This is a genomic window from Lentibacillus kimchii (assembly GCF_042666895.1).
GTDB lineage: Bacteria > Bacillota > Bacilli > Bacillales > Amphibacillaceae > Lentibacillus > Lentibacillus kimchii.
Genome location: NZ_JBHTGR010000015.1, coordinates 51,530 through 76,191, shown reverse-complemented (window position 1 = coordinate 76,191; position 24,662 = coordinate 51,530). Strand labels below are relative to the sequence as shown.

General features: G+C 45.4%; 26 protein-coding genes, 1 pseudogene and 1 riboswitch. Of the genes and pseudogenes, 10 read left to right on the top strand and 17 right to left on the bottom strand.

Features of this window, described 5'->3' with window-relative positions; translation table 11 throughout:
- From ACFQU8_RS07905 to ACFQU8_RS07895, 3 genes are all read right to left on the bottom strand, one after another.
- Entirely contained in the window at positions 1–627 is a 627-nt protein-coding gene (locus tag ACFQU8_RS07905) for an RQC-minor-1 family DNA-binding protein (RefSeq protein ID WP_382358668.1), read from the bottom strand.
- A gap of 33 nt (positions 628–660) precedes the next feature.
- Complete coding sequence (locus ACFQU8_RS07900) at positions 661–1,344, bottom strand: plasmid pRiA4b ORF-3 family protein (RefSeq protein WP_382358667.1); 684 nt, start codon at positions 1,342–1,344, stop codon at positions 661–663.
- 200 nt (positions 1,345–1,544) lie between these two features.
- Positions 1,545–2,321 (bottom strand): Cof-type HAD-IIB family hydrolase, encoded by a 777-nt coding sequence (locus ACFQU8_RS07895; RefSeq protein ID WP_382358666.1) that lies wholly within the window; start codon positions 2,319–2,321, stop codon positions 1,545–1,547.
- Between the two features lie 279 nt (positions 2,322–2,600).
- On the opposite strand from ACFQU8_RS07895, the gene ACFQU8_RS07890 reads away from it, so the two are divergent.
- Together ACFQU8_RS07890 and ACFQU8_RS07885 are read left to right on the top strand one after the other, a co-directional pair.
- Complete coding sequence (locus ACFQU8_RS07890; RefSeq protein ID WP_382358665.1) at positions 2,601–3,668, top strand: LCP family protein; 1,068 nt, start codon at positions 2,601–2,603, stop codon at positions 3,666–3,668.
- 233 nt (positions 3,669–3,901) lie between these two features.
- Positions 3,902–4,135: a twin-arginine translocase TatA/TatE family subunit gene (locus tag ACFQU8_RS07885; protein WP_382358676.1), complete on the top strand. Its 234-nt coding sequence runs from the start codon at positions 3,902–3,904 to the stop codon at positions 4,133–4,135.
- A gap of 259 nt (positions 4,136–4,394) precedes the next feature.
- On the opposite strand, the gene ACFQU8_RS07880 is transcribed toward ACFQU8_RS07885, so the two are convergent.
- Positions 4,395–6,374, bottom strand: coding sequence for an SH3 domain-containing protein (locus ACFQU8_RS07880; RefSeq protein WP_382358664.1), 1,980 nt, complete (start codon positions 6,372–6,374; stop codon positions 4,395–4,397).
- A 192-nt stretch (positions 6,375–6,566) separates the two neighbouring features.
- Between ACFQU8_RS07880 and ACFQU8_RS07875 the strand changes: the two genes are divergently transcribed.
- The 3 genes and pseudogenes from ACFQU8_RS07875 to ACFQU8_RS07865 all read left to right on the top strand — a co-directional run bounded on the left by ACFQU8_RS07875 (position 6,567) and on the right by ACFQU8_RS07865 (position 7,079).
- Positions 6,567–6,692 carry a hypothetical protein gene (locus ACFQU8_RS07875; RefSeq protein WP_382358663.1) on the top strand — a complete coding sequence of 42 codons (126 nt, stop codon included), beginning with the start codon at positions 6,567–6,569 and terminating at the stop codon, positions 6,690–6,692.
- Between the two features lie 11 nt (positions 6,693–6,703).
- A pseudogene (locus ACFQU8_RS07870) lies at positions 6,704–6,859 on the top strand (amidase family protein); the annotation flags it as partial.
- 25 nt (positions 6,860–6,884) lie between these two features.
- The gene (locus tag ACFQU8_RS07865) at positions 6,885–7,079 is read left to right on the top strand and encodes an amidase family protein (protein WP_382358662.1); all 195 of its coding nucleotides are present in this window, start codon (positions 6,885–6,887) and stop codon (positions 7,077–7,079) included.
- A gap of 324 nt (positions 7,080–7,403) precedes the next feature.
- Here the strand turns inward: ACFQU8_RS07865 and ACFQU8_RS07860 are convergent, their stop codons facing one another.
- The 7 genes from ACFQU8_RS07860 to ACFQU8_RS07830 form a co-directional block, all read right to left on the bottom strand.
- Complete coding sequence (locus ACFQU8_RS07860; RefSeq protein ID WP_382358661.1) at positions 7,404–8,264, bottom strand: MurR/RpiR family transcriptional regulator; 861 nt, start codon at positions 8,262–8,264, stop codon at positions 7,404–7,406.
- Positions 8,265–8,283: 19 nt separating this feature from the next.
- Positions 8,284–9,759: a PTS transporter subunit EIIC gene (locus tag ACFQU8_RS07855; RefSeq protein ID WP_382358660.1), complete on the bottom strand. Its 1,476-nt coding sequence runs from the start codon at positions 9,757–9,759 to the stop codon at positions 8,284–8,286.
- A gap of 37 nt (positions 9,760–9,796) precedes the next feature.
- The gene (gene murQ / locus ACFQU8_RS07850) at positions 9,797–10,690 is read right to left on the bottom strand and encodes an N-acetylmuramic acid 6-phosphate etherase (RefSeq protein WP_382358659.1); all 894 of its coding nucleotides are present in this window, start codon (positions 10,688–10,690) and stop codon (positions 9,797–9,799) included.
- Positions 10,691–10,702: 12 nt separating this feature from the next.
- Positions 10,703–11,764: a MupG family TIM beta-alpha barrel fold protein gene (locus tag ACFQU8_RS07845; RefSeq protein WP_382358658.1), complete on the bottom strand. Its 1,062-nt coding sequence runs from the start codon at positions 11,762–11,764 to the stop codon at positions 10,703–10,705.
- A gap of 377 nt (positions 11,765–12,141) precedes the next feature.
- Entirely contained in the window at positions 12,142–12,399 is a 258-nt protein-coding gene (locus ACFQU8_RS07840; RefSeq protein ID WP_382358657.1) for a hypothetical protein, read from the bottom strand.
- Positions 12,377–13,024 (bottom strand): cyclase family protein, encoded by a 648-nt coding sequence (locus ACFQU8_RS07835; RefSeq protein ID WP_382358656.1) that lies wholly within the window; start codon positions 13,022–13,024, stop codon positions 12,377–12,379. Before ACFQU8_RS07835 ends, ACFQU8_RS07840 begins: the two co-directional genes overlap by 23 nt.
- A gap of 94 nt (positions 13,025–13,118) precedes the next feature.
- On the bottom strand, positions 13,119–14,267 hold the full coding sequence (locus ACFQU8_RS07830) for a S1C family serine protease (protein ID WP_382358655.1): 1,149 nt from the start codon (positions 14,265–14,267) through the stop codon (positions 13,119–13,121).
- Between the two features lie 284 nt (positions 14,268–14,551).
- Here ACFQU8_RS07830 and ACFQU8_RS07825 point away from each other — a divergent pair, with 284 nt between their 5' ends.
- A complete protein-coding gene (locus tag ACFQU8_RS07825; protein ID WP_382358654.1) occupies positions 14,552–15,148 on the top strand; it encodes a class I SAM-dependent methyltransferase in 597 nt (198 codons plus the stop codon).
- 40 nt (positions 15,149–15,188) lie between these two features.
- Here ACFQU8_RS07825 and ACFQU8_RS07820 read toward each other — a convergent pair whose 3' ends face one another.
- Positions 15,189–15,995, bottom strand: coding sequence for a transglycosylase SLT domain-containing protein (locus tag ACFQU8_RS07820; protein ID WP_382358653.1), 807 nt, complete (start codon positions 15,993–15,995; stop codon positions 15,189–15,191).
- Between the two features lie 212 nt (positions 15,996–16,207).
- On the opposite strand from ACFQU8_RS07820, the gene ACFQU8_RS07815 reads away from it, so the two are divergent.
- Both ACFQU8_RS07815 and ACFQU8_RS07810 read left to right on the top strand, forming a co-directional pair.
- The gene (locus tag ACFQU8_RS07815) at positions 16,208–17,125 is read left to right on the top strand and encodes an ABC transporter ATP-binding protein (protein ID WP_382358652.1); all 918 of its coding nucleotides are present in this window, start codon (positions 16,208–16,210) and stop codon (positions 17,123–17,125) included.
- 4 nt (positions 17,126–17,129) lie between these two features.
- Positions 17,130–18,107 carry an ABC transporter permease gene (locus ACFQU8_RS07810; RefSeq protein ID WP_382358651.1) on the top strand — a complete coding sequence of 326 codons (978 nt, stop codon included), beginning with the start codon at positions 17,130–17,132 and terminating at the stop codon, positions 18,105–18,107.
- A gap of 213 nt (positions 18,108–18,320) precedes the next feature.
- On the opposite strand, the gene ACFQU8_RS07805 is transcribed toward ACFQU8_RS07810, so the two are convergent.
- On the bottom strand, positions 18,321–19,628 hold the full coding sequence (locus ACFQU8_RS07805) for a Na+/H+ antiporter NhaC family protein (protein WP_382358650.1): 1,308 nt from the start codon (positions 19,626–19,628) through the stop codon (positions 18,321–18,323).
- Between the two features lie 149 nt (positions 19,629–19,777).
- Positions 19,778–19,887: riboswitch (SAM riboswitch) on the bottom strand.
- A gap of 108 nt (positions 19,888–19,995) precedes the next feature.
- Positions 19,996–20,457, bottom strand: coding sequence for a YrvL family regulatory protein (locus tag ACFQU8_RS07800; protein ID WP_382358649.1), 462 nt, complete (start codon positions 20,455–20,457; stop codon positions 19,996–19,998).
- Between the two features lie 172 nt (positions 20,458–20,629).
- Between ACFQU8_RS07800 and ACFQU8_RS07795 the strand changes: the two genes are divergently transcribed.
- Entirely contained in the window at positions 20,630–21,289 is a 660-nt protein-coding gene (locus ACFQU8_RS07795) for a type 1 glutamine amidotransferase domain-containing protein (RefSeq protein WP_382358648.1), read from the top strand.
- Between the two features lie 116 nt (positions 21,290–21,405).
- Here ACFQU8_RS07795 and ACFQU8_RS07790 read toward each other — a convergent pair whose 3' ends face one another.
- A complete protein-coding gene (locus tag ACFQU8_RS07790) occupies positions 21,406–21,738 on the bottom strand; it encodes a YolD-like family protein (RefSeq protein WP_382358647.1) in 333 nt (110 codons plus the stop codon).
- Between the two features lie 366 nt (positions 21,739–22,104).
- Here ACFQU8_RS07790 and ACFQU8_RS07785 point away from each other — a divergent pair, with 366 nt between their 5' ends.
- Positions 22,105–22,914, top strand: coding sequence for an alpha/beta hydrolase (locus ACFQU8_RS07785; protein WP_382358646.1), 810 nt, complete (start codon positions 22,105–22,107; stop codon positions 22,912–22,914).
- A 222-nt stretch (positions 22,915–23,136) separates the two neighbouring features.
- Here ACFQU8_RS07785 and ACFQU8_RS07780 read toward each other — a convergent pair whose 3' ends face one another.
- Both ACFQU8_RS07780 and ACFQU8_RS07775 read right to left on the bottom strand, forming a co-directional pair.
- Entirely contained in the window at positions 23,137–23,772 is a 636-nt protein-coding gene (locus ACFQU8_RS07780; RefSeq protein ID WP_382358645.1) for an SDR family oxidoreductase, read from the bottom strand.
- A 151-nt stretch (positions 23,773–23,923) separates the two neighbouring features.
- Positions 23,924–24,400 carry a GNAT family N-acetyltransferase gene (locus tag ACFQU8_RS07775; RefSeq protein WP_382358644.1) on the bottom strand — a complete coding sequence of 159 codons (477 nt, stop codon included), beginning with the start codon at positions 24,398–24,400 and terminating at the stop codon, positions 23,924–23,926.
- Positions 24,401–24,662: the final 262 nt, after the last annotated feature.

Genomic DNA, 24,662 nt, shown 5'->3' with positions numbered 1-24,662 from the left:
TTAATCAAACATTTCGGGAGTCCACCCCTTCAGTGCTTTCTCGATAGATGCCTGTCGTTTGCGAGCTGGTTCAGGATCAGCGAGCGCATCTGTTCTGAGTGCTTGAATGGTCTGCTGAATCGCGGCCCTCACTTTTTTGTAATCAATCTTTTCCCATTCCTGCAAATAGGGAATGTACTTCCGGCTATTGGTTTCTTTCACTTTTTCGAGAAGTAATAAGATCATGCCGCGATTGCGGTCCTTTAAGTAATGCATATCCGGATTCATCCTTCCTGCAGCTAGCCAGTCATCCCATTCCTGCAGAAGTTCATCAGCCATCTGATCACGTTCGATTTCCCAGCCTCTGTCTGAGTAAATGATCATCGGGAGTTTCCCGCTGTACTCAATTTCTAAAAAATCATGATTGACCATCCAGTCAATTTTGTGTAAAACATCATCCTGTCTCGCTTCTTTAAAATAGCCGTAGACCGGACATAATTCAAGTTGCAGCTGCAGCACTTTTTTCTCACGAGAGCCCTTCAGAATTTTGGCCAGCAGCGTTCGCCCGCCTGCACCTATAACTTCATCGGCCGCCCGCAAGATGGCCCGAATAGCATTTTCCGGCGGTTTTTTTGTTTGCCGTGTCATATGGATAGTCCTTTCTCCAGAATGCTCCTTGATTCAGTTAGAGTCGTTTAGCTTATCCCACTCGGTTTTCCTATATTTAATGAACTTGAGCGTTCCATTAATAAAAGCTGGATTATATCCCCGATACATCTGCTCCTGGAACCATTCGGTCATTCGTTTATAGTCCGGTTGACTCGAGTCGTTATAAACCCGCAAAAACTCATAATAGCCAGGAAGACCGCCTACATCTTCCGGCGGCGCCGTCTCAGCGCCATCAATGAGTGTCGGGTAGCCATAATAATAGTCGTATCTGGTTTTCTCCAGTGTTATAAGAAACCGCCAGTTATCACCAAAGTCATAGGTATAGTGGAGTTGTCCATATTTCTCTAAATACGTATCAATCTTAATCCCTGCCGGCTTCCGCACCACCTTTTCCAACTCTTGCATTCGCACCCTCTGAATGTCCTCATACTCTGGTGGAACGTCGAGCATTTTCGCCCTGATGGCTTTCCGGTTCTTCTTAAAGTCCTGATGCTCCTGATACATGTCTTCATCATTCGTCACGATCATATTGTCACCGGAGAGATCGAATGCAAAAAGATGGTCATCGTGAAATTCCATCACCATCTGGATAATATCATGCAATCTATTGAAAGTCGCGTCAGCAGGCATGATCACGCGCCGCCAGATAAGTGGATCTGAACCAGTCAGGTCAATTTTGATTTGATACGCTTTCATCTGACCATCTCCTTAGATAGTTTGCGCGTCACTTCTATGATCATTAAAAGACACATTCATACCTTTTGCCAGTAAACATAGAACCTCAAATCAGAGGTTACTATCTCATATATATCCAATAGCAGAATAGGTTAAACGTTTAATATTTTTTGCGCTATTGGTCGATAATGTCTATCATTGTCTAACCATAACATTCTCCATCACAGCAGCCCGGCCATTTTCAGACCATGCCAGAGACCATCTTCATTCACATCACGCGTCACCTGCTTGGCCGCCTGTTTGACAATATCTGAAGCATTACCCATTGCGATACTGTTTTGCACGGCCTGGAGCATCGGGATGTCGTTCAGGCCATCACCAAAGGCATAGATATCAGCGCTCGGCACATCCAGCTCTTGAATCAATTTTTGAATGCCCGCCGCCTTGGATCCGCCAGCAGGCATGACATCCATAGAATACGGGTGCCAGCGGACAAACTCGAGCTGATCAAACGTTTGTCTATAAGTGGCTTCATCATCCTCAGTACAGAATAAAAGTGTCTGATACACATCGCCCTCACGGTAGAAATCAGGTTGATACTTGAGCGGCTGATCAATTTTCAAGGAGTCAATCGCCTCGTTGATCCGCGGATGATGCCGTGTGTTCGCATACCAATCCGTATCGCTGAGATGAACCAATGGATGCTCGCGCTTCGTCGCATACGCTTCCAGCTCAGCAAGATCATCGGACTTGAGCGGATTTTTATAAATAACGTCGTTGTTATGCACGACATACTGCCCGTTAATGCCGACATAGGTATGAATGTGCAATTTAGTTAAAATAGCTTCAAACGCAAACGGCGCACGGCCGGTTGCAATCGCTACGAAATGCCCAGCCGCTTGCAGTTCTTCGATGGCCTGGATGGTTGCTGCCGGCAGTTCTTTATTATCATTAAGCAATGTCCCATCAATATCGAAAAAAATCAATTTCTGTTCCATATCTGCTGCCTCGTTTCGTTGGTAATTGTCTCCTGCTATTCTAGCATACAATCACCCGAATAAGAATCAGCCCTGCAAAGGAGATTATCAGAATACTTGTTTTTGTGACTGCCTGTCCTTTTTCGAACAGATTCACCCCGTTCACGTCGCCTATTACCGGCATTTTTTGCTGTCACCCACAGGAATTTTCCCCAAATGGCGTATTAAGAAATTTACCAAAAGTTAATAACATAGTATAATAGCTATAAGGTTCTGTTTTTTTGAAAGGATGTTTAGGTGATGAGACATCGTCATAAACAAAAGCGATTGACTAAAAAACGCCTGTTTCTCATATTGCTGATCCCGCTTGTGGTGATTGCTTCGGGAACGATTGTGTATGGCATGCATTTAATGAACAAAGCAGAAGGTACGGTGGACGATTCTCACCAGGCTATCGATCGTGACCATCAATCCAGCCTGCGTGATATTGACGTTAATCCAGTGGACAATAATGTATCGATCCTGCTCATCGGAGTGGATAACAGTGACGAACGCGATTTTGAAAACGTCCGGTCTGATGCGCTAATGCTGGCGACCTTTAACAAGGAGCAGCAGAATATCAAGCTCCTTACCATACCGCGTGATACCTATACATACGTGCCGGCAACCGGCTACAACACGAAAATTAATCATGCCCATGCCAATGGCGGCCCGAGTGCAGCGGTAGAAGCAGTGGAGAATTTTATGAATGTACCAGTTGACTACTATATGGAGGTGGACTTTGATGCCTTCATCGACACAGTCAATACACTCGGGGGAATCGAGTATGAGGTGCCCTATGAAATTAATGAGCTTGATGCCGATGACGAGTCAAACGCCATCCATCTTGAACCCGGCGAACAAAAACTGAATGGCGAGGAGACGCTCGCTCTGGCACGAACACGTAAATATGACAATGATTTCAAGCGCAGCGAACGTCAGCGCGCTATTCTCAGAACCATTATGGACAAAACGACGTCCTTCTCGTCAATTACGAACATCAGCAATCTCATCGAATCTGTTGGGGACAACATGACAACAAATATGTACTTTTCTGATATGAAAGCATTTGCCCGTTACGGCTTGAATCAAGACGTGAGCATGGAGTCACTCACGCTTGACGGAGAAGGCGGCTATATGGATGATGGCTACTGGTATTATCAGGTTAACGAAGCAAGCCGGGCTGCGGTGGCCAAAGAGTTGCGTGATCATCTGGATGTGTCCATGCCGGATGGCGATGTGACGCAGAACGACAAGCCGGTGAAGACGCCGGACAATGCGCAGGAGGAAGGCCAGCAACCACAAGAATCCCGTCATGACCCAGCCTGACTGAAGGCTGCTATGGCGAATGAATCGAGCCTTGGGAAAATTTACGCGCATTCATGATGGCGGACACTGTGCTGCTAGTGTTATCATGGAAACAACTTAAAACTAGCCGCTGCCTGTAAATGCGGGATGCCGTCTCATTGGCATTTCCGCACATTGACAGACACCATTCTGCAGCGGACTGCCATCAGGATGTTATGCAGGAAACAGCTCAGCAAAAAATGGAGGTTTATAGCATGGGTATCGGAAGTATTGGTATTCCCGGACTGGTTCTGATTGTTGTACTAGCTTTAATTATTTTTGGACCCAAAAAGCTGCCGCAAATTGGCAAGGCTGCAGGTGAGACGCTGCATGAATTCAAAAGTTCAGCCAACGATCTCGTGAACGACGACACTGACAGCAGCACCAAGCAGGATACAGAAGAAAACATGGCCGACAACCAGACATCCGACAAACACGAAGAGCGGTAAGAAGAAGCTGATTCACGTCTGCTGCCGCTCACAGTCTTTATCTCTATGAACCATTGACAGTTTTAACCCCTGGATCCACCCCAGGGGTTTCTTAAAACATGACCCCTCTTTCTCTCATTCAATCATCAAGCGTGTCCTTAGCATAAGACCAGATACAGAAGTAGCCACCCGCCCGTAATGGCGGATGGCTATAGCTTTGCCAGTTTCTGCTGAACGTCCTGGTCTCGTGCGCACTTGCAGGTAGCCCGCGCCGGAATTATCACGTTTCCGTTAAATAATCCTTATGGGCCCAGCCTGTCTGGCTGTTATATTTGATTTTATAGTAGTCATTTCTTTGGATCAGGTCGCCCTTATCATTAAGAAGGCCTTTAACAGTATCGCCATTCTGCAGACTGCCGATTGGCTTCTTGTTCCGGTTCGGCTCCGGCCGCACATTCAGAGTCGTTAAAATACCAACAACTTCCAGCTTATTCGAATCCGCTTCCGGTTGTTCCGGGTCTGTTTTCCCAGGTTCTGGCTCTTCTAAATAATCGCTGGATACCCAGCCGGTCTGGCCGTTCGCTTTCACCTTATACCAGCCGCCATTCTCGCCGATAACATTGACCTGCGTTTCGTTTGCCAGGATTGCCGCGATATCGCCCCAAGGGTACGTGCGCATGTTCAAATCAGAGGTCGTCACGTAGGTTTCCCCTTTTTCCGATTCATTGAGCGCGTATTGAGCCTCACCGACTGGCTTCGAACTTGCATCTGGATGATTCTGATATTCCGGTACGTCAAACGTTAACGACATGTTGTCCAGCAATCCGGCCTCTTGATACATTTTCATCATTTCACGCGCCTGAATCACAGCCCATTGCACGTGTGTCGCATATTGGTGACTGCCCGGCTGATCAGGATTCCAGCGCATTTTATACAGTGTATTCTGGCCGCCGCTAATATAGCCGTTATTAATAAACTGAGCACCGCCGACAATCGCCTTTTCCGGTGAAAACCAGCCTTCCTGATAAGCACGTTTGGCGCCGCACTTCTTAGGGCAGTTATCATAGGCGCCGATGCCAAACATATTATAGACTGTTTTAATAGCGGTTAAGCTGTCTTTGTTTCCAGCCGTGACATATTGCGGATGCCCGCTTTCATCGAGACCGGCCTGCAAACCGCCAGCGAGCGATGATTGGCCGTTTCCTGTCTCATGGAGCGCATGGGCAATTAAATAAATCGCATTGATATCATATTGCTCACCTGCTTTAATAAAAGCATCCGCCGTCCCTTGGAGACTTCCTGTATCAGCCAGGATCTGCTGATTAATATGACTGGCTTTTAAATCTGGATCATGCGACAGCTGTAAAAACTGGAAGAACGCCGGTGACTCTTTCGAAAAATTATTCGGATTGGCGTAATAGGCCGTTAAAGCTCGGCTGGCCGTAAACTGTCCGGCACCATCCAGTTTTGGTGATCGCTGATGATCCATCGCCTCAGAAAAGCTGCTGTTATACGACGTGACCGTATATGAATTCTCACCCTGCTGCGGCGGATCCGGTTCAGGCTTGTCCGCTTCTGGCGGATCAGGCTCCTCCTCTGGTGGATTTGGCTCTGAATCCGAATCTGGCGTTTCAAGCATACCTTTGTTCACCATTGACCTATGTAAAAAAGTCGCAAATTGCCCTCGGGTTACAGCTTCATACGATCTAAAATCACCTTTTAAGCTGGTTATATCGTTCTGGGCTAAGATTTTGACATTTTTTCTATGAGAGGATGAGACGGTCGATAGATTTATAGCTGGATCTGTGCCGTCATCTTCAAAGTTAAATGCCCGTACGATGGTTGTGGCCATCTGTTCCCGAGTCATCTCGTTATAAGGGTTAAAATAATCCTGCTCACCTTTGAAAATAGCAGGCGTTACGGCCGCGATTTCGAAAGCGTAGCGATGGTCAGCATCAATATCTTCGTAGAAACTGAAGTCCTGTGAGGCCATCGTGCGCCTTCCAGACCACAAAGCATCATAGAATAACTTCGCCGCCTGCTGCCTTGACAGATGCTTATTCGGACGAAATGTCTCGTTAGGGTAGCCATTAATAATCCCCTCTTGCGTCAGCTCCATAATCGCCTCAAAATGCGCATTACTCGCGTTCATGTCAGTGTAAGGATTACTGAAAGCAAGCGTCACCCTCGGCATGACCAGAAGCAGCATGACAGCCATCAGCACAATGACGCCTGTTTTCGTTTTATCCAAATTCTGCAAACATTTTCACCTCCTCCGTATTCCCTACTCACTATCATCGTCTATTTATCTCTCAAAATGAAGGGTCTTTTTTCTCAAATTGGAATACTTTTCTATAAAATACAAGTAAATGCTTGTGCAAAATATTATAATCGGGAATAAATATAACATGAGACAAGTTGTTGAAGTTTATTAAAGAGGAGATTGATAGTTTTGCAGTTATCGATTGGACAACTGCTCAAAAACAGAGGGATTCAAATGGGTGACGGCCATTCAGAAGTGCTTCAGGCCCGTTGGCAGGCATCACAGGATCTTAAAGGAGACCTGAAACATATTTAAATGGCCATTACCGCGGTATGTACTATGGCATTCCAATGGCATTCAAAAATAATTTATATATAAAAGATGATGTCACCACGATGGCTTCAGAGATCCATCAAGATTTTATCTCTAACTATGATGCAACAGTCACAAAAAAATTAAAAGATCCCAGCGCTTCAGTATAGTGATATCGGCAATATAGTACGTTTTATGGGACCTGGAAATTTAACCGGTCTCCCTGCATTATCGCTCCCTTGTGGATTTAAGGGGGAGCTTCCAGCAGGAATGCAAATTATGGGGCCAGCCTTTCATGAAGGAACCGTGCTGAATACAGCCTATGCATTGGAAAAGTCAAATCCTTTGAAAAATAAGAAACCATACGCTGCCAGCAAGTCATCCCAGTAACATATTGACTATTGGAAGCCTGTACGGCTGAGACAAATGTATTTTTATTAACTAAAAACCGAACAATTGGAATACATGGTTAGAGTAATACCCGCTCCGGAAATATATTCTGATTTCCGCGGGCAGCTGGTGAGCCTCCGAAGCGCTGGCGCACTCCGGGGTCTCACCTATCCTTTGCTCCCACAGCAATCTACATATATTTTCTCCACTGAATCCCGCGTTCAGTTCGTTTATACAGCTGGTCACTTAAGTTATGTCTCAGCCCCAACAAAAACAGGCGCTTATAGCGGATTCGTTAACACCTCTTTCATCCAGGACACATTTTCAGTCATCTTCATTATGAAAAAAAGCCTGAATATTAATTTTGGACTCCTTCAGCATGTCCAGAACATGATCTGAATTCTGGCTGACGTAAGCAAAGTATAAAACATCAATCATAAATAGCTGCGACATGAGTGATGTTGTAGCAGCACTCCGCAGCATCACTTCCTCACCGCCATGATGGATAAGCGGGAAATTAGCAAGCTGCGCGAGTGTGCTCTCCTCATGCTGCGAAATGCCAATGGTGTCGAACCCTCTTTTATTAGCAATCTCAGTTAATTTAATCACTTCATTCGTTTCACCTGAATTTGATACAGCAACAAATAGCTGAGGCTCCTCTGCATTAATAATCAGCGAGCTCATAAGATGATGATCGAGCATATGAATAACAGACTTGCCAATCCGGGAAAATTTCTGTGCGAAATCTTCAGCAACAATATGAGAGGCGCCAAGACCGTACACATAAACACCCGCAGACTGTCTGATTAAAGAAGATGCTGACTCAATCACCTCCCGGTCCAGATGATTCGTAGTTTGCGTAATTGATTGATTGAACCGCAGAGCCAGCTTTTCCGCAATCACCCCTACATCTTCATTTGGCGTAATATCGGTATACAAATCACTGTCTACTTCTGATGCGTCAGCATATAACTGGATCTTTAATTGTGAAAAACCGGTCAGCCCAATGGAGCGGCAAAAACGAATGACCGTCGCGGCGCTGACACCGGCTTTTTGAGCAAGTTCATTGGTATTGCACGTCACTGTCTCAACAGCATGTTCAAGTATATAAGCCCCAATCTTTTTCTCCGCTTTGGGCAGTTTCAGTAATTTTGCTTGAATGTGCAATATGATGTTTTCATTCATCTGCATTCCCTGCCTGTTTTTAGTCTTCTGTCACTTCTTCCTGAATATCTTTTGGCACACCAAAGAAATACGTCGCCACAAAGCCGCCAAGATAACCAGCACAGAGTCCTATAATATAGCTTAACCATTTCCCATTAGCAATCAGTGGAATAAGAGACAAGCCGCTTGGTCCAATGGCTGTGGCACCAATCGTTCCAATACTGGCAACAACGGCGCCGCCGATACCACCGCCAATACATGCTGTAATAAATGGCCGGCCCAGCGGCAGTGTAACCCCATAAATAAGTGGTTCACCAATGCCTAAAATACCCACGGGCAAGGCCCCTTTAACGAGACGGGTAATACGCTTGTTCTTGTGGCATTTAACCCATATAGCAAATGCTGCACCTACCTGACCGGCTCCAGCCATAGCAAGAATCGGCAAAAGTGGTGTGAAACCAGACGAATTAATCATTTCAATATGAATAGGTGTTAATATTTGGTGCAGGCCAAACATAACCATCGGCAGGAAGAATAGCCCTAAAACAAATCCGGCAAACGCACCGCCTATATCAAGCACCCATGTTATTGCACCGACCAGACTGCTCGAGACAAGACCTGCAGCAGGCATGACGATAAAGATCGTAAATAATCCAACAAGCAGCAGTGTAATGGTTGGTGTCACGATAATATCCAGTGAATTCGGAATGATCTTGCGCACACGTTTTTCAACCATTGAGAGAATCCAGACAGCAAAGATAACCCCAATAATACCACCCTGTCCGGATGCTAATGCATCACCGTTGAAAATATTAATCAGCGGTTCTTCCGGATCCATTCCGCTCAACATAGTCACAGCACCAATAACACCGCCAAGACCAGGCGTTGCCCCGAATTGACGGGCAGCATTGATACCGACAAAAATAGGCAGATAGGCATACAAACCACTTTGGATAACGGTTAAAGTCGTGATAATACCTTGCCAGCTGTCACTGATATCGCCGGCTTCCTGCAGGTTTGCCAGCACAGAAGCTATACCGCCAACGATACCAGCCCCGACAAATGCCGGAATCAGTGGAATGAAGATGTTTGCAATCGTTTTCAAAAGACGTTTAAACCGGCTGTCTTTATCACGTTTCGCTTTCGACTCAGCCTTCATTTCCTTAGCTTTTGATTCAACTTTTTCCCGGTCTGATTCATCAGTTTCTCCACCAATGTCATTAGCTGCAGCGTTGTCATCGGAGATTTCCTCGCCGAGCTCAACACCTGCCTGCTCCGCCATGATCCCTGCTACTTTACCGGCGATTCCGGGGCCAACAACTACCTGAAGCTCATTTTCTTCCACGACCCCCATCACACCATCGATCGCCTCAAGCTGTTCCTTATCAACCTGGCTGTCATCGCGAAGTGTGATCCGGACTCGGGTCATGCAGTTTGTCAAGCTGCTGACATTTGCTATACCGCCGATTTGCGCATAAATGTCTTTCGCTAATCGCTGTTCTTTTGATTCAGCCATAAGGTTTCACTCCCCCTCAGTTTTGACACGAATACATCTATTCCTCTGTAATACGCCTTACAAACCCATCATTTGCTTTAAGCTGTTGTTTGGCTTCATCTTTGGACAAATGAGTTAAAATCATGACAATGGCCAGCTTCACGTTTTCATCAGCTTCATTGAGGTAATCTTTCGCCGTTTCAGCGTCACATCCTGTTGCCTCCATGATAATCGATTTGGATCGTGCGATTAATTTTGCATTCGTTGGCTTAATGTCGACCATTAAGTTTTTATAAACCTTTCCAATTCCGATCATCGAAGCAGTCGATATCATATTAAGAACCAGCTTTTGCGCTGTACCCGACTTTAATCGTGTGGAGCCTGTCAGCACTTCCGGACCTGAAGAAACCTCAATATTAATGCTCGCATACTGACTGATGTCCGCTTCTTTGTTGCAGGCCAGACTAGCTGTGGCCGCCCCCATTTTGTCAGCGTATTCAAGGGCACCCATTACATAAGGTGTGCGGCCGCTGGCAGCGATACCGAGAACCGTATCTTTTTCCGTTACGGGGATTTGCTGTAAATCCTGCTTCCCTTGTTCGCGTGAATCCTCCGCTCCTTCAACAGACTCCGTCATAGCGCGTTCACCCCCGGCAATCACAGCCTGCACCATGGACGGATCAGCATTGAAAGTCGGAACACATTCTGCAGCATCCAGCACGCCTAAGCGCCCGCTCGTCCCAGCTCCGGCATAAATCAAGTGGCCTCCTTGATCAAATGACTGTTTAACCGCTTCGATGGTTTCTTCAATTTGCGGCAGCACCTCTTTAACACTTGAGGGAACACTTTGATCTTCATAGTTCATAATTTTCAAGATTTCATAAGTTGAAAGACTGTCTAAGTTCATGGTTTTCGCATTACGCTGTTCTGTTGCCAGTTTACTCAAATCCATCATAAAGCCTCCTCATACTGGTGATTGCATGGTAAATAACGTCCCGCTTTGTATATAATCTATTAAAGCTAAATCGTTTTCCAGGATATGACCAATCACATTCACTTTCCTGTCTTGCGGAAGCTCACGCCGTGTTATTTGCAATTCACCTTTATAGCGCTGATATAAATGATTATCAATTGTAATACTTCCCAGGCAGCGCAACACAGTGTTTTCAGGCGGAATAGTATCATAGGCATTCTTGCTTCTCGATCCATCACTGCGCACAACATCCCGCGACACATCCAAACGATTCGAGTGGTCACCGTCCAGATAAGCACGAGCCTCAGGCCAATGAGCTGCAGTATGCAATAGCAAACGGCCACGATGCATATAAGCGTTAAATTGCTCATATACCCACTGGGATATACCGGGATCACCTATATAGACATCATCAACGTCATACCTCTGCTGGAGCGCCAAGAATGAAGCAAACGGATTCTGCTGGCGGTGGCACTCTAATGTAGGAAGTGTCTCAAATAATGGCAAACGCAAATCGCGATCACCCGGTGCAAAAGCAGCCACCCGAAACTTTTTCGCCTTCAGCCAAGCATTTCGCGCAGAAAACCAGCTTTCATCTAAACCAGTCTCAGGCTTCGGATAATAATTATGCCAGGCAATCATATGATTAAAATCTGCCCCGTACTCGACAAGCTGCGCATAATCGTTTTCCGTCAGTGTACTGGCATTCAGTCCAATAATCATGTGATGTGACAGACCTGCTGCTGTCTGCATTCCGATGCCATCATCCAAACGCAAACCGCTGAATCCGCTTGCTATGATAGCTTCTGGATCATGTAAAGAAAAGCCGATTTGTCTCAGAGCATCACCAGAAATATCAGCCACCAATTTAAGCCTGCGCTTCTGCACAATCGCCAGCAGCGGCTGAAGACGATCCCAGTAAGAAGTACCATTGTCTTCCGGAATATGCAACGACGTGAACACACCCTCAAAACCAGCATCAGCCATGTCATTCACATAAGCTTCTTTTGCCTCAGTCCAATTCTCATTAAGAAAAACAGAAAACCCCAGCAACCAGCATCCCCCCCTTTTTCAAGGATTAATTTACGATTTTTGAAAGCGTTTTCTACATCCTTGACTTCATAGTACTACTTATGAAATAAAATTTAAATATATGAGACAAAATTTATTTAAAATGAAATATAATTTCATACAGTGAATAAAAAAACGCGTGAAACATGACGAATCTTGAGGTATATAGCTACAGAAGCGTCCCGTAATTAAACTGGGGACTGATAGGAAGGAAGCCAAGAGTGGTGTTATGGACATGTATTTAAATAATAACCATTAAGAATCTAAAAATAATGCTGAATCAAACATAAGCACAAATAATAATACAAAGACTAATATTGCTTAACCAAATATCAGAGCGTGGTAAATCATAAAACAACTTAAACAGCACCAGACGATTGTCGATCGAATCTGGGCAGTGCTCGATCGAAATTCTGTTCTCCTCGATCAAAATTGCGTGATGCCCGATCGAATCTGTACGGTGATCGATCGATTTTCTGTGCGCCTCGATCAACTTTCCGCACGCCTCGATCGGTCCTGTGCAATCCACGATCGATATTGTGCTGCTCTCGATAGGTCCCGCGTCCGATCCAGATCAAGGCCGCTCCCGCGTAATCAGCCTTGCATGGCAACAGCACGAACGGGTGAACCATCGCCGCCTGATAACTTCAGTGGCAATACCGATATAAGCGGGTCAGGAAAGTCGATCGCTCCGAGATTGGTCAGATTTTCAATGATCACACCATCCCGTCCTAATATTTCCTCATGGGCTGAAAAATCCTCACCGCCTGTTTTGTCGGGATTGAGTGCATCAATGCCAATCGTGCGGACACCCTGATCCATCAGCGCACGCGCGACAGCCGCGCTTATATACGGATGGCGCTCATATGTGTCAGTGCCGGCATACTGCGCCCATCCGGTATAAAACAGGGCGATATCACCAGGCCTGGCCTGCTCGATAAATGCTTCGGTATCAGCAAGTGTAATGGGTTCCTGCTCACCTTTATTTGGTACCGGAATGATCAAGCCTCTTCCCATAAATGCATTTAAATCAAGCTGATCAATGCGGGATCCATTTTCAAAAAAGTGCAAAGGCGCATCAACATGGGTTCCTGTATGGGAAGCAATATTGATATGATGCACACTGCACCCGTCATTTTCCAAAGTCGCGGCCGGATAAATATCTGGCTTCGGGTCTCCTGGATAAACAGGCGTTTCATTATTTAAGCCAATCGTTAAATCAATTATTTGTTTCGGTTGCATATAGATGATCGCTCCTTTATATAGGATGACATTCGCGACGCTATTTATGTCCGGTTCACACGTGGAATGCATTTCTAAGAAACAACCCCTTCACTTATGGTCCCTGCAACATCTTACCTGTACCAGAAAGCAAGGTCATCCGATTATTTTCATAGCCCGCCTGATAAGTCATATGGTAATGATGATAGGCTGTGGAACCATCATCGGCTATTTCTTTAGCTGTTATATTAAATGCAATTTCCACAGTATCACCATTGGATGTGGTGGTCATATTGTCGATTGTGACAGACATCGTTTCCAGATAACCGTTATAAAATTCTTCGAAAGATAATTCTGACTGCCAGCTGTTTCCCAGTAATGAATAGGCTGCTTCGTAATCCTCAGCGTTGACCCGTTCATAGAAATAACTGACCACATCCTCTGCTCGTTTTTTATCATTAGCCTCATGATCTTTTTCCTCAACTGCACCATTATCCCTATGAGACGGCAGCGATGTCATCGGACTCTTTGACCACCCTTTAATTAAATCAATGACCTGCACAATAGGGATACTAAAGCCAATGGATCCTTCATCCGTACTGGCTGAATTAATGCCCAGAACTTTTCCTGTCTCACTGTTAATCAGTGGCCCACCGCTATTCCCGGGCGCAATCGGAGCAGATATTTGATAGGCTTCATTGTAGACATAAGATTCCAATTCAAAATTACGGTCATTTCCGCTGATGATCCCTGTCGTGGCTGTATCCTTCAGACCAAAAGGGCTTCCAAACGTCAAAATCTCTGTTCCAACATCTGCCTTTTCCGTTGCCATATCCAGCGGTTTCTGATCGTCCAGACCTTTGACTCTCACAACAGCGACATCTTCATCATTACTGATACCGATGACCTGACCAGAATAAACCTGCCCATCTGATGTCCTAATCGTTGCCTCTTCCGCACCAGCAACAACATGGGCATTAGTGACCACATCACCCTGATCATTATAAAGAAAACCAGATCCCTGACGATCCTGCGAGGTATTTGTCTGTTCAATCTCCACTACTTTCTTTTGCGTTTCCTGAATAACATCTTTTTGATCCTTGTTTTTTTCCGTTTCATCGTCAGCATGCGGCTTATTCATATCATCTGCTGCGACTGTTTGCTCTGCGGACTCTTCTTCTTCATTTCCAAGGGAAAAACCGAGAACTCCCGCACCGCATACAACAGCCAGAATAGCACCCCACATTATCCATTGTCTGCTCAAAACACGTTCACTCCCCACATACGATTTCCAATCCTATCCACCTGTATATTTAGTTAATTGAACCATGCCAAATAATGTAAGATTTATACGCATTATATCATATTGATGTCTGTCAGAATTATAAGAAGTAATCACCTTTTTCTTATTGGCCGAAGTTTATGGAATAGGCAGGGAAAAAGTGGACGAAGTTTAGGTCATAGTCAACGAGCATCACTAAGACAAAAAAATGGTACAATGGTATTAAACGCTGAAAGTGACATCCTATTCCTGTCGAGGTGATAACGTTGGGTAAGTGGTTTTCCAGACTATACGATCCGTTCATGGCACCATTAGAGAAAAAATCTTTCAAAGGCATACGGCAAGATCTCATCTCAAAGGCGCGGGGAAACGTATTGGAGGTTGGCTCGGGGACAGGCATTAATTTTCCCTATTACGTTAATGCCGAGCAGGTAACAGCTGTGGAACCCAATCCCGATATGCTAAAAAAATCATTACGGCGACTTAAAAACCGTGATCAACCAATTCACACACATGTGGGAGAAGCGGAAGATCTGCCGTTTCCGGATAACACCTTTGATACAGTGATCGGAACACTTGTCTTTTGCACGATACCTGAACCGGATAAGGCGTTTGCCGAAATTCGCCGCGCGTTAAAACCGGACGGGAAGTTGCTATTGTTTGAGCATGTCCGTCTCGAGCAAAAAACCCTTGGAAAACTGCAGGATATCCTGACACCATTATGGAAACACGTCTGTGACGGCTGTTGTTTGAACCGCAACACGCTGAACATGGCAAAAAAAGCTGATTTCCATGTTGAAAACGTCCAGTCAATGTACAAAGGCCTCTTCCTCACAATCGAACTGACCCATCCAAACACTTAATTGTCAGAATCGTGTATGTACCTGGCACCCCGGCACCCCGCTATCGCAGAAACATGTTGGATGGTTCGGTCAATATGCCTGGTTCTTGGGTGACAATTGTCAGTGGGGTGTCAGCGCTGTTTATAAAGGAGTCAGATGGAAAACGTGTATAGCTATTCGGTGTATTCAGGAAAATAAAATCATTCAAATCGTACAATTGCTGCGAAACGGTTTGCTGTTGTGTGGCATAATGGTTACCGGACGACAGCGACATGATCTGACTGTTCGGTTGATATTGGATGTCATACGATGGAAACGTGAAATACGAGCCATTCGGACCAGGCAGAAACGAAGCCTGTTCAATGCGGTTATAAACCTGATTCTGATACGTGTCAGCGCCATGAAGGCCTGGATCATTGGCAGCGGACAAACCATTATAAGCCATAATCGCAAAATACCAATCCTCAAGCACAGCCTTATCGTGCTGGTTCACATCCGGAATACTGTCAAGCTGCCATTTATTTAACAGGACGCGTGCACCCATTTTTATATTATAGGCAATATCCTGTTTCAGCTTGTCCTTATCAAGCTCCATCGAAAGTTTAGCCGGGTTGACCTGCATAATGCCAATACCACCACCCGGCGACATGTGGGGTTCACCATCATGGTCAAACTGACGGTAATCAGACTCTTGCGCTGCGATTGCTTTTAAAATCTCCGGCGGAATACCCTGCTCACGTGCCTCTTCCGTTACTTTTTCCTTCACCTTGCTCACGGGGGGATTAGCCGTGTCTGCAGCTGCTGCACTCATAGGCACAAAACCGCTTATCCCGATACAAACGGCTGCCGTCATTAGACATCTCGTCACAGCAAAACCTCCTCTAATCGTCAATAGTCATTAACACACATTCCCGGTTCCACAGAATTTTAATCCAGACTGGTACTCACAATTGTCAGAATCGTGTATGTACCTGGCACCCATTGGAGTTGTCAAAATACTGTTGACATTTATGATGTTATTGATATAGTCATATCGTAATCATATTTAAATAGAGAAATGAAGCAAAGGGGGGGCTTTATATGGCAGAAACGGCTATGGCATTAGATGGTGTCAGCAAAACTATCCGGAATAAAACCATTATCAGCGATCTGACATTCGCCATCGACAAAGGGGAAGTATTCGGCTTCATTGGGCCAAACGGTGCCGGCAAAACAACGACGATCCGCATGATGGTTGGTCTTATGAAGATAAGCGACGGTGATATCCGCATTCTGGGCAAGAGCATTAAAAGTGATTTTAAAGAAGCTATCCAGGGGATTGGCGCCATTGTGGAGAATCCGGAACTTTATCCGTTCATGAGCGGCTGGAAAAATTTAAAACATTTTGCCCGCATGATTCCCGGCATTACAGATGAGCGCATCCTGGAAGTGGTACGGCTGCTGGGCATGGAAAAGCCTATCAACGAAAAAGTCGGCCGGTACTCACTCGGCATGCGGCAGCGTCTCGGAATTGCCCAGGCCCTGTTGCACGAGCCATCTGTTCTGATTTTGGATGAGCCGACAAATGGGCTCGATCCGGCTGGTATGCGGGAAATCAGGCAGTATATTCGGCGGCTTGCGGTTGAGGAAAATGTCGCCGTGATTATTTCCAGCCATCTTCTATCAGAAATTGAGCTTATCTGTGACCGAATCGGCATTATCAAAAACGGTGAGCTCGTCACCACCCAATCTGTGCATGACAACTCAGACCAGCAGCTAAGTAAAATACAGCTGGAAGCAGCACCTGCCGAACGAGCCATTCAGCTGCTCAAATCCCAGCATGATATCGATGCCTCGGATCAAGACGGATCGGTAGCCTTTAAGTGCGAAAAAGAAACCATCCCAGCCCTTGTCAAAACACTGACTGAACAGGATATAGCCATCTATCAGATCAAGACGGCCAACGAAACACTTGAGGACACATTCTTTGATGTGATTGGGGCGAATACAATTGAGTAAGCTAATGAAGCTCATCTACAATGAAGAAATGAAAATCATTATCCGCAAGTCGACATGGGCTATGTTTGCCATTCTTGCCGTCATTATTATCGGCAGCGGGCTGATCGAAGTATTTCTCGGTGACCATCAAACGGCACCCGATGACAATTGGCAGCAGGCGCTGCAGGATGAAAACCAGCAAATCACGAAAGAAAATGAAGAATATAAAAAAGAAGTGGAAAACGATAACCGGCCATCGACCATTCCGCCGAGTATGGATAAGGTGGACAAAAACAACTATTACTTGGATAACGACATTCAGCCGAAAGAATATGGTGCCTGGCAATTTGTTCTCCAGAATAAATCCCTTTCATCACTGGTCAGCCTTTTCACCATTATTATGGCAGGCGGCATTGTCGCCCAGGAATTTAAATGGGGGACGATTAAACTGCTGCTGATCCGCCCGGTTTCACGGTCACAAATCTTGCTGTCCAAGTTTGCAGCGGTTATTCTCTTTGCCTTGGTGACTGCCTTGTTTGTGATTGTCTTTTCTTGGATCACCGGTGCAATTATGTTTGGCATCGAAGGTTTTCTGCCTGAAGTTGTGCTGCAAAATAATATTTTAGATACCAGTGAAGGTTTCCGGCAGACATTTATTGTCGGCGACGTATTCGCTGATTATGGGTATAAGCTCATCAATCTGGTCATGATGGGAACATTCGCGTTTATGATTTCCGCCGTATTCCGAAATAATACGCTGGCAATCGGAGCCGCTATTTTTCTTATGTTTACAGGAAATACGATTGTTACAGCTTTCAATGACTACGACTGGGCTAAATATATCCTGTTTGCCAACACCGATCTTGAGCAGTACACCGTTAGCGGATCGCCCGTTATTGAGGGTATGACGCTCGGTTTCTCGATTACCATGCTGATCGTTTACTTTGCTATTTTCATAGCTTTATCGTGGCTCGTCTTTAGCAAACGGGATGTTGCCAGCTGACAGATAGCGACTCAGCAGAACAAACGCGTGTCATAGCAAACAAAACAACCAGATTAAAATGAACAATCAACCGCTCCGGAAATAAAGGTAGCTTTTTCGCGGGCGGCTGGTGAGCCCCCTCGTGCTTGTTGCGCCCACAAGCTTTTCCGGGAAGCTTTGCGCTGTGCTTATCGCACGCCAGGGTCTCACCTATACCTCTTTTCCCGCAGGAGATTAGCCGTTTTCCCGTACAGAAAAGCGCGGAAAACCTGCTGCAATAGCAATCAAGCCAGCAATTCCTAATAAAATCGGATAAATGCAGTACGGCATAATGGCGACAGGCGATATCGACGCCACGCCGGCAATTGCCAATAATTGCGCACCATATGGTAAAATGCCCTGGAAAGCACTGCCGAAAATATCCAGAACACTGGCTGTGCGGCGCGGATCAATGCCAAAGCGCTCCGAAATTTGCTTGGCCAGGGAACCGACACTGATAATCGCAATGGTATTGTTAGCCGTTGACAGGTCAAACACCCCAACAATCCCGGCAATACCAACTTCAGCCCCTTTTCTTGAGTTAATGCGCTTGCTGATTGTCCGCAACAGAAAATCAATCCCGCCATTCACACGGATAAGTTCAACCAATCCGCCCAGTAAAATGGCTAACAGCGCCAGTTCCTGCATGCCTGCCATGCCATCGCCAAGCTTCGTCAAAAAAGCCATGACATTAAAGGAACTTTCATAAAAACCAACAGCTCCCGCTAACGCAATGCCGCCGATCAGGACATAAATGACATTAACACCTATAACAGCAAAAATAAGGACAGCAAGATACGGCAGCACTTTAATCAACTCAAATGGATGCTCACCGCTAATGGAGCCGCCGGCGTTCCATGTCAGAACACCAAACACAACCGCCGTTATAACAGCAGTAGGCAGCGCGATGAAAATATTCACCTTAAATTTATCGCTCATCTTCACAGCCTGCGTTTTGACAGCAGCAATCGTTGTATCCGAAATAATCGACAAATTATCCCCGAACATGGCACCGCTGATGATCGCACCCAAAATCAGTGGCATGCTCATGCCTGTCTCATCAGCCAAACCGACACCAATGGGGCCAAGTGCCACAACCGTGCCCACCGATGTTCCCATAGAAATGGAAATGAAGCAGCCAATCACAAACAAGCCCACAACCAAGAGACTTTCCGGCAGAATTGTCAGACCGAGATTCACCGTCGAATCAACAGCCCCAACGCCTTTAGCCACTTCAGAAAAAGCACCTGCCAGCAGGTAAATAATGACCATAAGCATAATATTCGGATGCCCTGCTCCTTTAGTCAGATAATCCAGCTTGTCGTTAAAAGGCATTTTCCGGTTCATCAATAAAGCTGCCAGAATAGCGATAAAGACCGCTACCAAAATAGGCAGTTTATAAAAGTCACCACTGATAATACCGGAACCGATAAACAGGACGAGAAAAATGACAAACGGGATTAACGCCGATGCACGCCCTTTATTCAAATCTGATGTATCCATGTCTACTCCTCCATTCATGATAGTTTCGCGCGTCTGCGTCCAGGACAGTTAAGCAAGGCAGACTGAACACTCGGCCTGCAAACAAATGGCTGTGCCGGCGTTTTAAGGGAATAAAAAAGCCCTCCGTTTTGGAAGGCGTTAGTCCGGACACCTTATCTGTCAAAACGCTCAAAACGCGAATTGCTGGATTTAGCACCTTGCATATTTGCAGGTTGCCGGGCTTCACAGGGCCAGTTCCCTCAGCCGCTCTGGATAAGTCATATGAAATTGGTTGATAATTCGAAAGTATAATAGAAGAAGCTGCATGTGTCAATAGCCGTACCTGTAAAAAGTGAATCGAATGGTGATACTTATGGCCGTAAGCCGCTTAAACTGCTTGATCATGCCCCTTCTGTTTATTATCAAATACAGGGTCCAGGACCGCCAGCAGTAATGAAAGAATCAGCTTGGTTCCACCCGAAAGTGTGATACTGTCTATAAACGCATCCACCGCCACAATAACTAACCAGTTCGACGCAAACGAAAAAAGCAATTGAACAAAAAATGCGAATCCCCTGCCTGTCATATTTTTAACAGACAGTTCAGCCATCGCCTCAAACGGCAGATCAACCACCGTTCCCAGGATAAAAAAGCTGGCCACAAACAACAGAAGGGACCAAATCGACTGGTACTGAACGCCCAGCAGCTCAAATGCACCCGCAAAACCAAAGAAGAACATCGCTAACACAAAACCGAGAACCAGGCTCATAAACAGCGTGGCGCCAATAACAGTAACGATTTTATCTTTTAATGTCATATCGCGAAACGAATGGTCCTGTTCATCAGACAAAAAGGGACCCTCCCAGCACGTTAATTAAAGAATAGTTCGATTGTAACATTTACCCATTAAAGGATCATATTGTGACGAATACCTACTTTCAAGCACCCTGCTTTATTTTTTCACGCCAACAATTTATGATGAACAGTGTACGGGATAAATTTGCGTTAGGAGACACACTAATATGCCTAAAAATATTCTAATGGTCGTAACCAATCATGAAAAGATTACAGAAGAGATCAAATCGGGTATATGGCTATCCGAATTTGCAGAAGCCTACAATGAATTTAAAGAGCAGGGCTACACGGTTATGGTTGCAAGTCCACAGGGCGGCAAATCGCCAGTGGATCAAAGCAGTATCGATGATCAGACACCACAGGCCATTCTCGATGCACAGCCCTATCTTGAGGAGACCGTCAAGCTGGATGAGCTGGATCCCCGGAACTTTGATGCGATATTCCTCCCTGGCGGCCATGGTGCCATGTATGATCTTCCGGAAAACCAAACGCTGCAGACATTTTTACGTGATTTCTATGAAGCTGATAAACCAGTAGGCGCTGTCTGTCATGGTCCAGCCGGATTGGTTGGTGTCACACTTTCGAACGGCGAACCGCTTATAGCCGGCAAGAAAGTCAACGCCTTCACAAATCTGGAAGAGCGCGATACAACACTTGATAACTATGTGCCTTTCTTACTGGAAAGCAAAATCCGTGATCTCGGAGCTATTTACGTCGCCGCTCCTAACTGGACATCACATGTTGAAAAAGACGGCAACCTGGTTACCGGACAAAATCCGCAATCAACGCTCGCCGTGACACAATCATTCATCAAACTGCTTGGCTAATAATGAATAGGGGATCAGCTGCGGCTGGTCTCCTTTTTTAATAGATGAAATAGAGTCTCCGGTCATGACTCGCCCATCATTAGCTAGTGCAACAGCCACTCCCCATTCAGAAAAAGCTATTCCACAACGACATCGACCACATCCGGAAGTGATACAACGCTGTCCGCTTGATCAAATCTTAAAACACCGGCAAACGTATCAATCATAAGCAGTCTCCCCCGGATTTTTTGAAAATCATGCAAGTCGTGATCATAGTACTCGGCTTCAATCATCAGATCATCGTTTATAGCCAGCTGCAGCTTTGTATCGATTTCCATCTGCTTCTGTTCATCAAGAATTGGTTTTTCTTTATATTCCTGCTCCTGCCATAGCTGTCTGAGCATTTCCTCATGTTCCGGCATCATCATAGCCGTCCATTTTTTAGTGCCGCGATCATTAATGTCAGCCATACAATCACTTCTTTCAAGAACATTTGTTCGTATTATATCATAAAAATAGCGATTGTCCAATGGTTACTTATATGGCAAATAAACTGAGACAACGAATGATGCCCGATCGAAATTGCAACACCAGCATTAAACTAAATGGTTCACAAAACACATTTTTATGGTATACTTTATACAGAATCTTCGTACATTAAAACCGGCAGTAAATCAGCGGTCAACAATAGACTGAACCCCTTTCGTCCCACGTCGAGCTGCCAACCCAGGGTGAGGTTTATTTGTTGGCCATGATGTACGATAAATTAGCGGTGTTTCTTCTATTATTGAAATGATTAAATTTGGTAAGACGAGCTATGAAAGGTGTGAGACCGTTTGAATTACATAAAATATTTAGAATCTGAGGATGGCACAAAATTATATACGAAGGTGAATGATGTCGCTGTCCCTAAAGCCAATTTGATTATATCGCATGGTATTGCTGAACATTTAGATCGCTATGATCAAGTTGCGGATTTTTTTCAAACGAATCATATAAATGTCATTCGATATGATCAACGGGGGCATGGACGCTCGGGAGGCAAATCCACCTATTATAGTCGCGTAGATGAAATTACAGAGGACCTTGACGCAATTGTGACATATACTCGGGCCAACTACAGCGGGAAAATTTTTTTACTCGGTCATAGTATGGGCGGGTATACGGTATCTCTTTACGGAACGAAATATCCTAACAAAATTGATGGCTATATTACCTCGGGGGCTGCAACTAGAATGAATAATAGTCCTTTCGGGGAAATCGATACCTCATTGTCAGATGACTATTATGTAGAGAACGCTCTAGCTGATGGCGTTTGTTCTGATCAAGAGGTAGCAGAAAAATATGAATATGATGACCTGGTAAGCAAAAAAATAGCGATGGGTCTTATCTATCGTTTAGCAGAAGGAATCGAATTTTTAAAACAAAATCCAGAATCATTTGTTGATCCTATCCTCATTATGCATGGCCGTCATGATGGTTTAGTTTCAACAGAAGATTCTTTTCAGTTTTATCGTGAAATTGCATCTAAGGATAAATCATTAAGAATATACGACGGACTTGAACATGAAATACTAAATGAATCATCCTATAATCATACAATATTCAATGATATGCTGAATTGGATTAATACCTATTTAGAATAAAACGGGCATTCAAACAAAGCAGCAATTGATAAAGCAAATTCTGCGTGAGTCTCCCCCACGCAGAATTTTTCGCAAAAGCATTCACCTGAAGTAACTTAGATATCTCCTGCTTAGTACGCACGCCATCCGCCGTCTACTGGCAGGGTGACGCCATTTCGAAGCGTTTTCTCCTAAGTCCCGGTAAACCGTGATAAAAGCATAATTGCGGGACGGCCAAATAGCCTATCTGATCATGTCAACCAGCCCTGCTGCGACGTCCATCGGGTCATTTTCGCCATGCGGATTAACGTCTGTCGCGACACTTCCCGGGTCGAGGAGTTCTACTTGCAGCCCATTAGCTTTTTCTTCTTCTGCAACTGTCTGAATCAGACCCTCGGCAGCTGCTTTGCCTGCCGAATAAGCACCGAATCCTTTCATATAAAAGTGCGCAAGACCTGATGTTACCGCAATAATAGCGCCACGCTCACGCTTGCGCAAAGCCGGCAGCATGTACTTGGTCACGAGGAATTGACTCGTCGCATTTTTATCGATTACCTGCTGCCATTGATCGAGTGTCAAGTCGTCAATCGGTCCTCTGGCAGGGACGCCGCCGACATTATTGACCAGAATATCAAGCCGCCCATCCGTTTGTTCCAGCAGTTCATCCCGAAGCTTTTGCACGCTCGCTTCGCTGGTCATATCACCCGGAATCACAAGCGTCTGCTGTTTGCCGATTTCCTCGCTGGCCTTCTGCAGCACGTCCTCCCGTCTGCCTGTCAGAACAACTGTCATGCCTTCATTCACGAGCGAGGCAGCAATCGCTTTACCCAAACCTGTGCCAGAACCTGTCACAAGCGCCACACGATTATCGTTTGCCATGAGTTCATCTCCTTAACGTTTTTTATCTATTTTTAAGCAGATCGTTGTTGTTTGGAAAGAACTATCCATTCGCGTCAGCCACTGCTTTTCAGTGAGGCTAATGACGTTTCGGAAAAAGGCCTCTAGTCCCCGCTGCCAGACAGTGATTAAATTAGAGCGTTTTAATATACCAAGCGTCCATTGCACCATGCTCCGAACCATCCAGCGGTTCATCCAGTTCCTGAAAACCAAACTTGTGATAGAGACTAGCGGCAACCTGGAGTTTCGTGGATGTTTCCAGATAACAATACGTATAATGCTGGCGGGCGAAGTCGAGTACTGTCGTCATTAATTGCTTGGACAGTCCTCTGCCTTGAAATTCAGGCGCAATATATAATTTCTGCAACTCGCCGACGTCGGATTCCTGTGCATAGGGAGCGATCCCCGCACCACCCGCGACTTCGTTCTTATCCGTCACGGCCACCCAATATTTGGCCGCGGTATACTCTTGGTAAAATTGCGCCAAATGACCCAGCTGAGGATCAAAGTAAGCTGTTCCGGGAATATCTAAGCCGGCATCCTCCAAACAGCGTCTAATAATACGTTCCAATGCCTGATTGTCCTTCGTTTCAATTTCGCGAATCTCCATCGTTTTTCCTCCCTCGTCTAAAGCCAGAACAAAGTCGAACGGCAATAATATGCAGCAATATCATGCCAAATTATGTAAGTTCTGCCGTAACAATGGCCGTACTCAGTAATGTTACCTTATAGCGTACCAATAGTCACTATTAGCTTTCCCGCCATGTCAGCTGTTAAACTAAAATGTGGAAAGTGCGGCCCGTCCAAATCAAACAACGGGGCCGTTGTGAAGCATGTTTTCAGGAATCATGCTTAATTGAATCACAATGCGC

Excerpts from the sequence above, each read along its gene's own strand:
- ACFQU8_RS07805 (WP_382358650.1), bottom strand. The coding sequence starts at position 19,628 with ATGGATACATCAGATTTGAATAAAGGGCGTGCATCGGCGTTAATCCCG.
- ACFQU8_RS07855 (WP_382358660.1), bottom strand. The coding sequence starts at position 9,759 with ATGGCTGAATCAAAAGAACAGCGATTAGCGAAAGACATTTATGCGCAA.
- ACFQU8_RS07890 (WP_382358665.1), top strand. The coding sequence starts at position 2,601 with ATGAGACATCGTCATAAACAAAAGCGATTGACTAAAAAACGCCTGTTT.
- ACFQU8_RS07860 (WP_382358661.1), bottom strand. The coding sequence starts at position 8,264 with ATGAATGAAAACATCATATTGCACATTCAAGCAAAATTACTGAAACTG.
- ACFQU8_RS07835 (WP_382358656.1), bottom strand. The coding sequence starts at position 13,024 with ATGCAACCGAAACAAATAATTGATTTAACGATTGGCTTAAATAATGAA.
- ACFQU8_RS07905 (WP_382358668.1), bottom strand. The coding sequence starts at position 627 with ATGACACGGCAAACAAAAAAACCGCCGGAAAATGCTATTCGGGCCATC.
- ACFQU8_RS07885 (WP_382358676.1), top strand. The coding sequence starts at position 3,902 with ATGGGTATCGGAAGTATTGGTATTCCCGGACTGGTTCTGATTGTTGTA.
- ACFQU8_RS07815 (WP_382358652.1), top strand. The coding sequence starts at position 16,208 with ATGGCAGAAACGGCTATGGCATTAGATGGTGTCAGCAAAACTATCCGG.
- ACFQU8_RS07775 (WP_382358644.1), bottom strand. The coding sequence starts at position 24,400 with ATGGAGATTCGCGAAATTGAAACGAAGGACAATCAGGCATTGGAACGT.
- ACFQU8_RS07810 (WP_382358651.1), top strand. The coding sequence starts at position 17,130 with ATGAAGCTCATCTACAATGAAGAAATGAAAATCATTATCCGCAAGTCG.
- ACFQU8_RS07865 (WP_382358662.1), top strand. The coding sequence starts at position 6,885 with ATGGGACCTGGAAATTTAACCGGTCTCCCTGCATTATCGCTCCCTTGT.
- ACFQU8_RS07795 (WP_382358648.1), top strand. The coding sequence starts at position 20,630 with ATGCCTAAAAATATTCTAATGGTCGTAACCAATCATGAAAAGATTACA.
- ACFQU8_RS07900 (WP_382358667.1), bottom strand. The coding sequence starts at position 1,344 with ATGAAAGCGTATCAAATCAAAATTGACCTGACTGGTTCAGATCCACTT.
- murQ (WP_382358659.1), bottom strand. The coding sequence starts at position 10,690 with ATGGATTTGAGTAAACTGGCAACAGAACAGCGTAATGCGAAAACCATG.
- ACFQU8_RS07895 (WP_382358666.1), bottom strand. The coding sequence starts at position 2,321 with ATGGAACAGAAATTGATTTTTTTCGATATTGATGGGACATTGCTTAAT.
- ACFQU8_RS07790 (WP_382358647.1), bottom strand. The coding sequence starts at position 21,738 with ATGGCTGACATTAATGATCGCGGCACTAAAAAATGGACGGCTATGATG.
- ACFQU8_RS07780 (WP_382358645.1), bottom strand. The coding sequence starts at position 23,772 with ATGGCAAACGATAATCGTGTGGCGCTTGTGACAGGTTCTGGCACAGGT.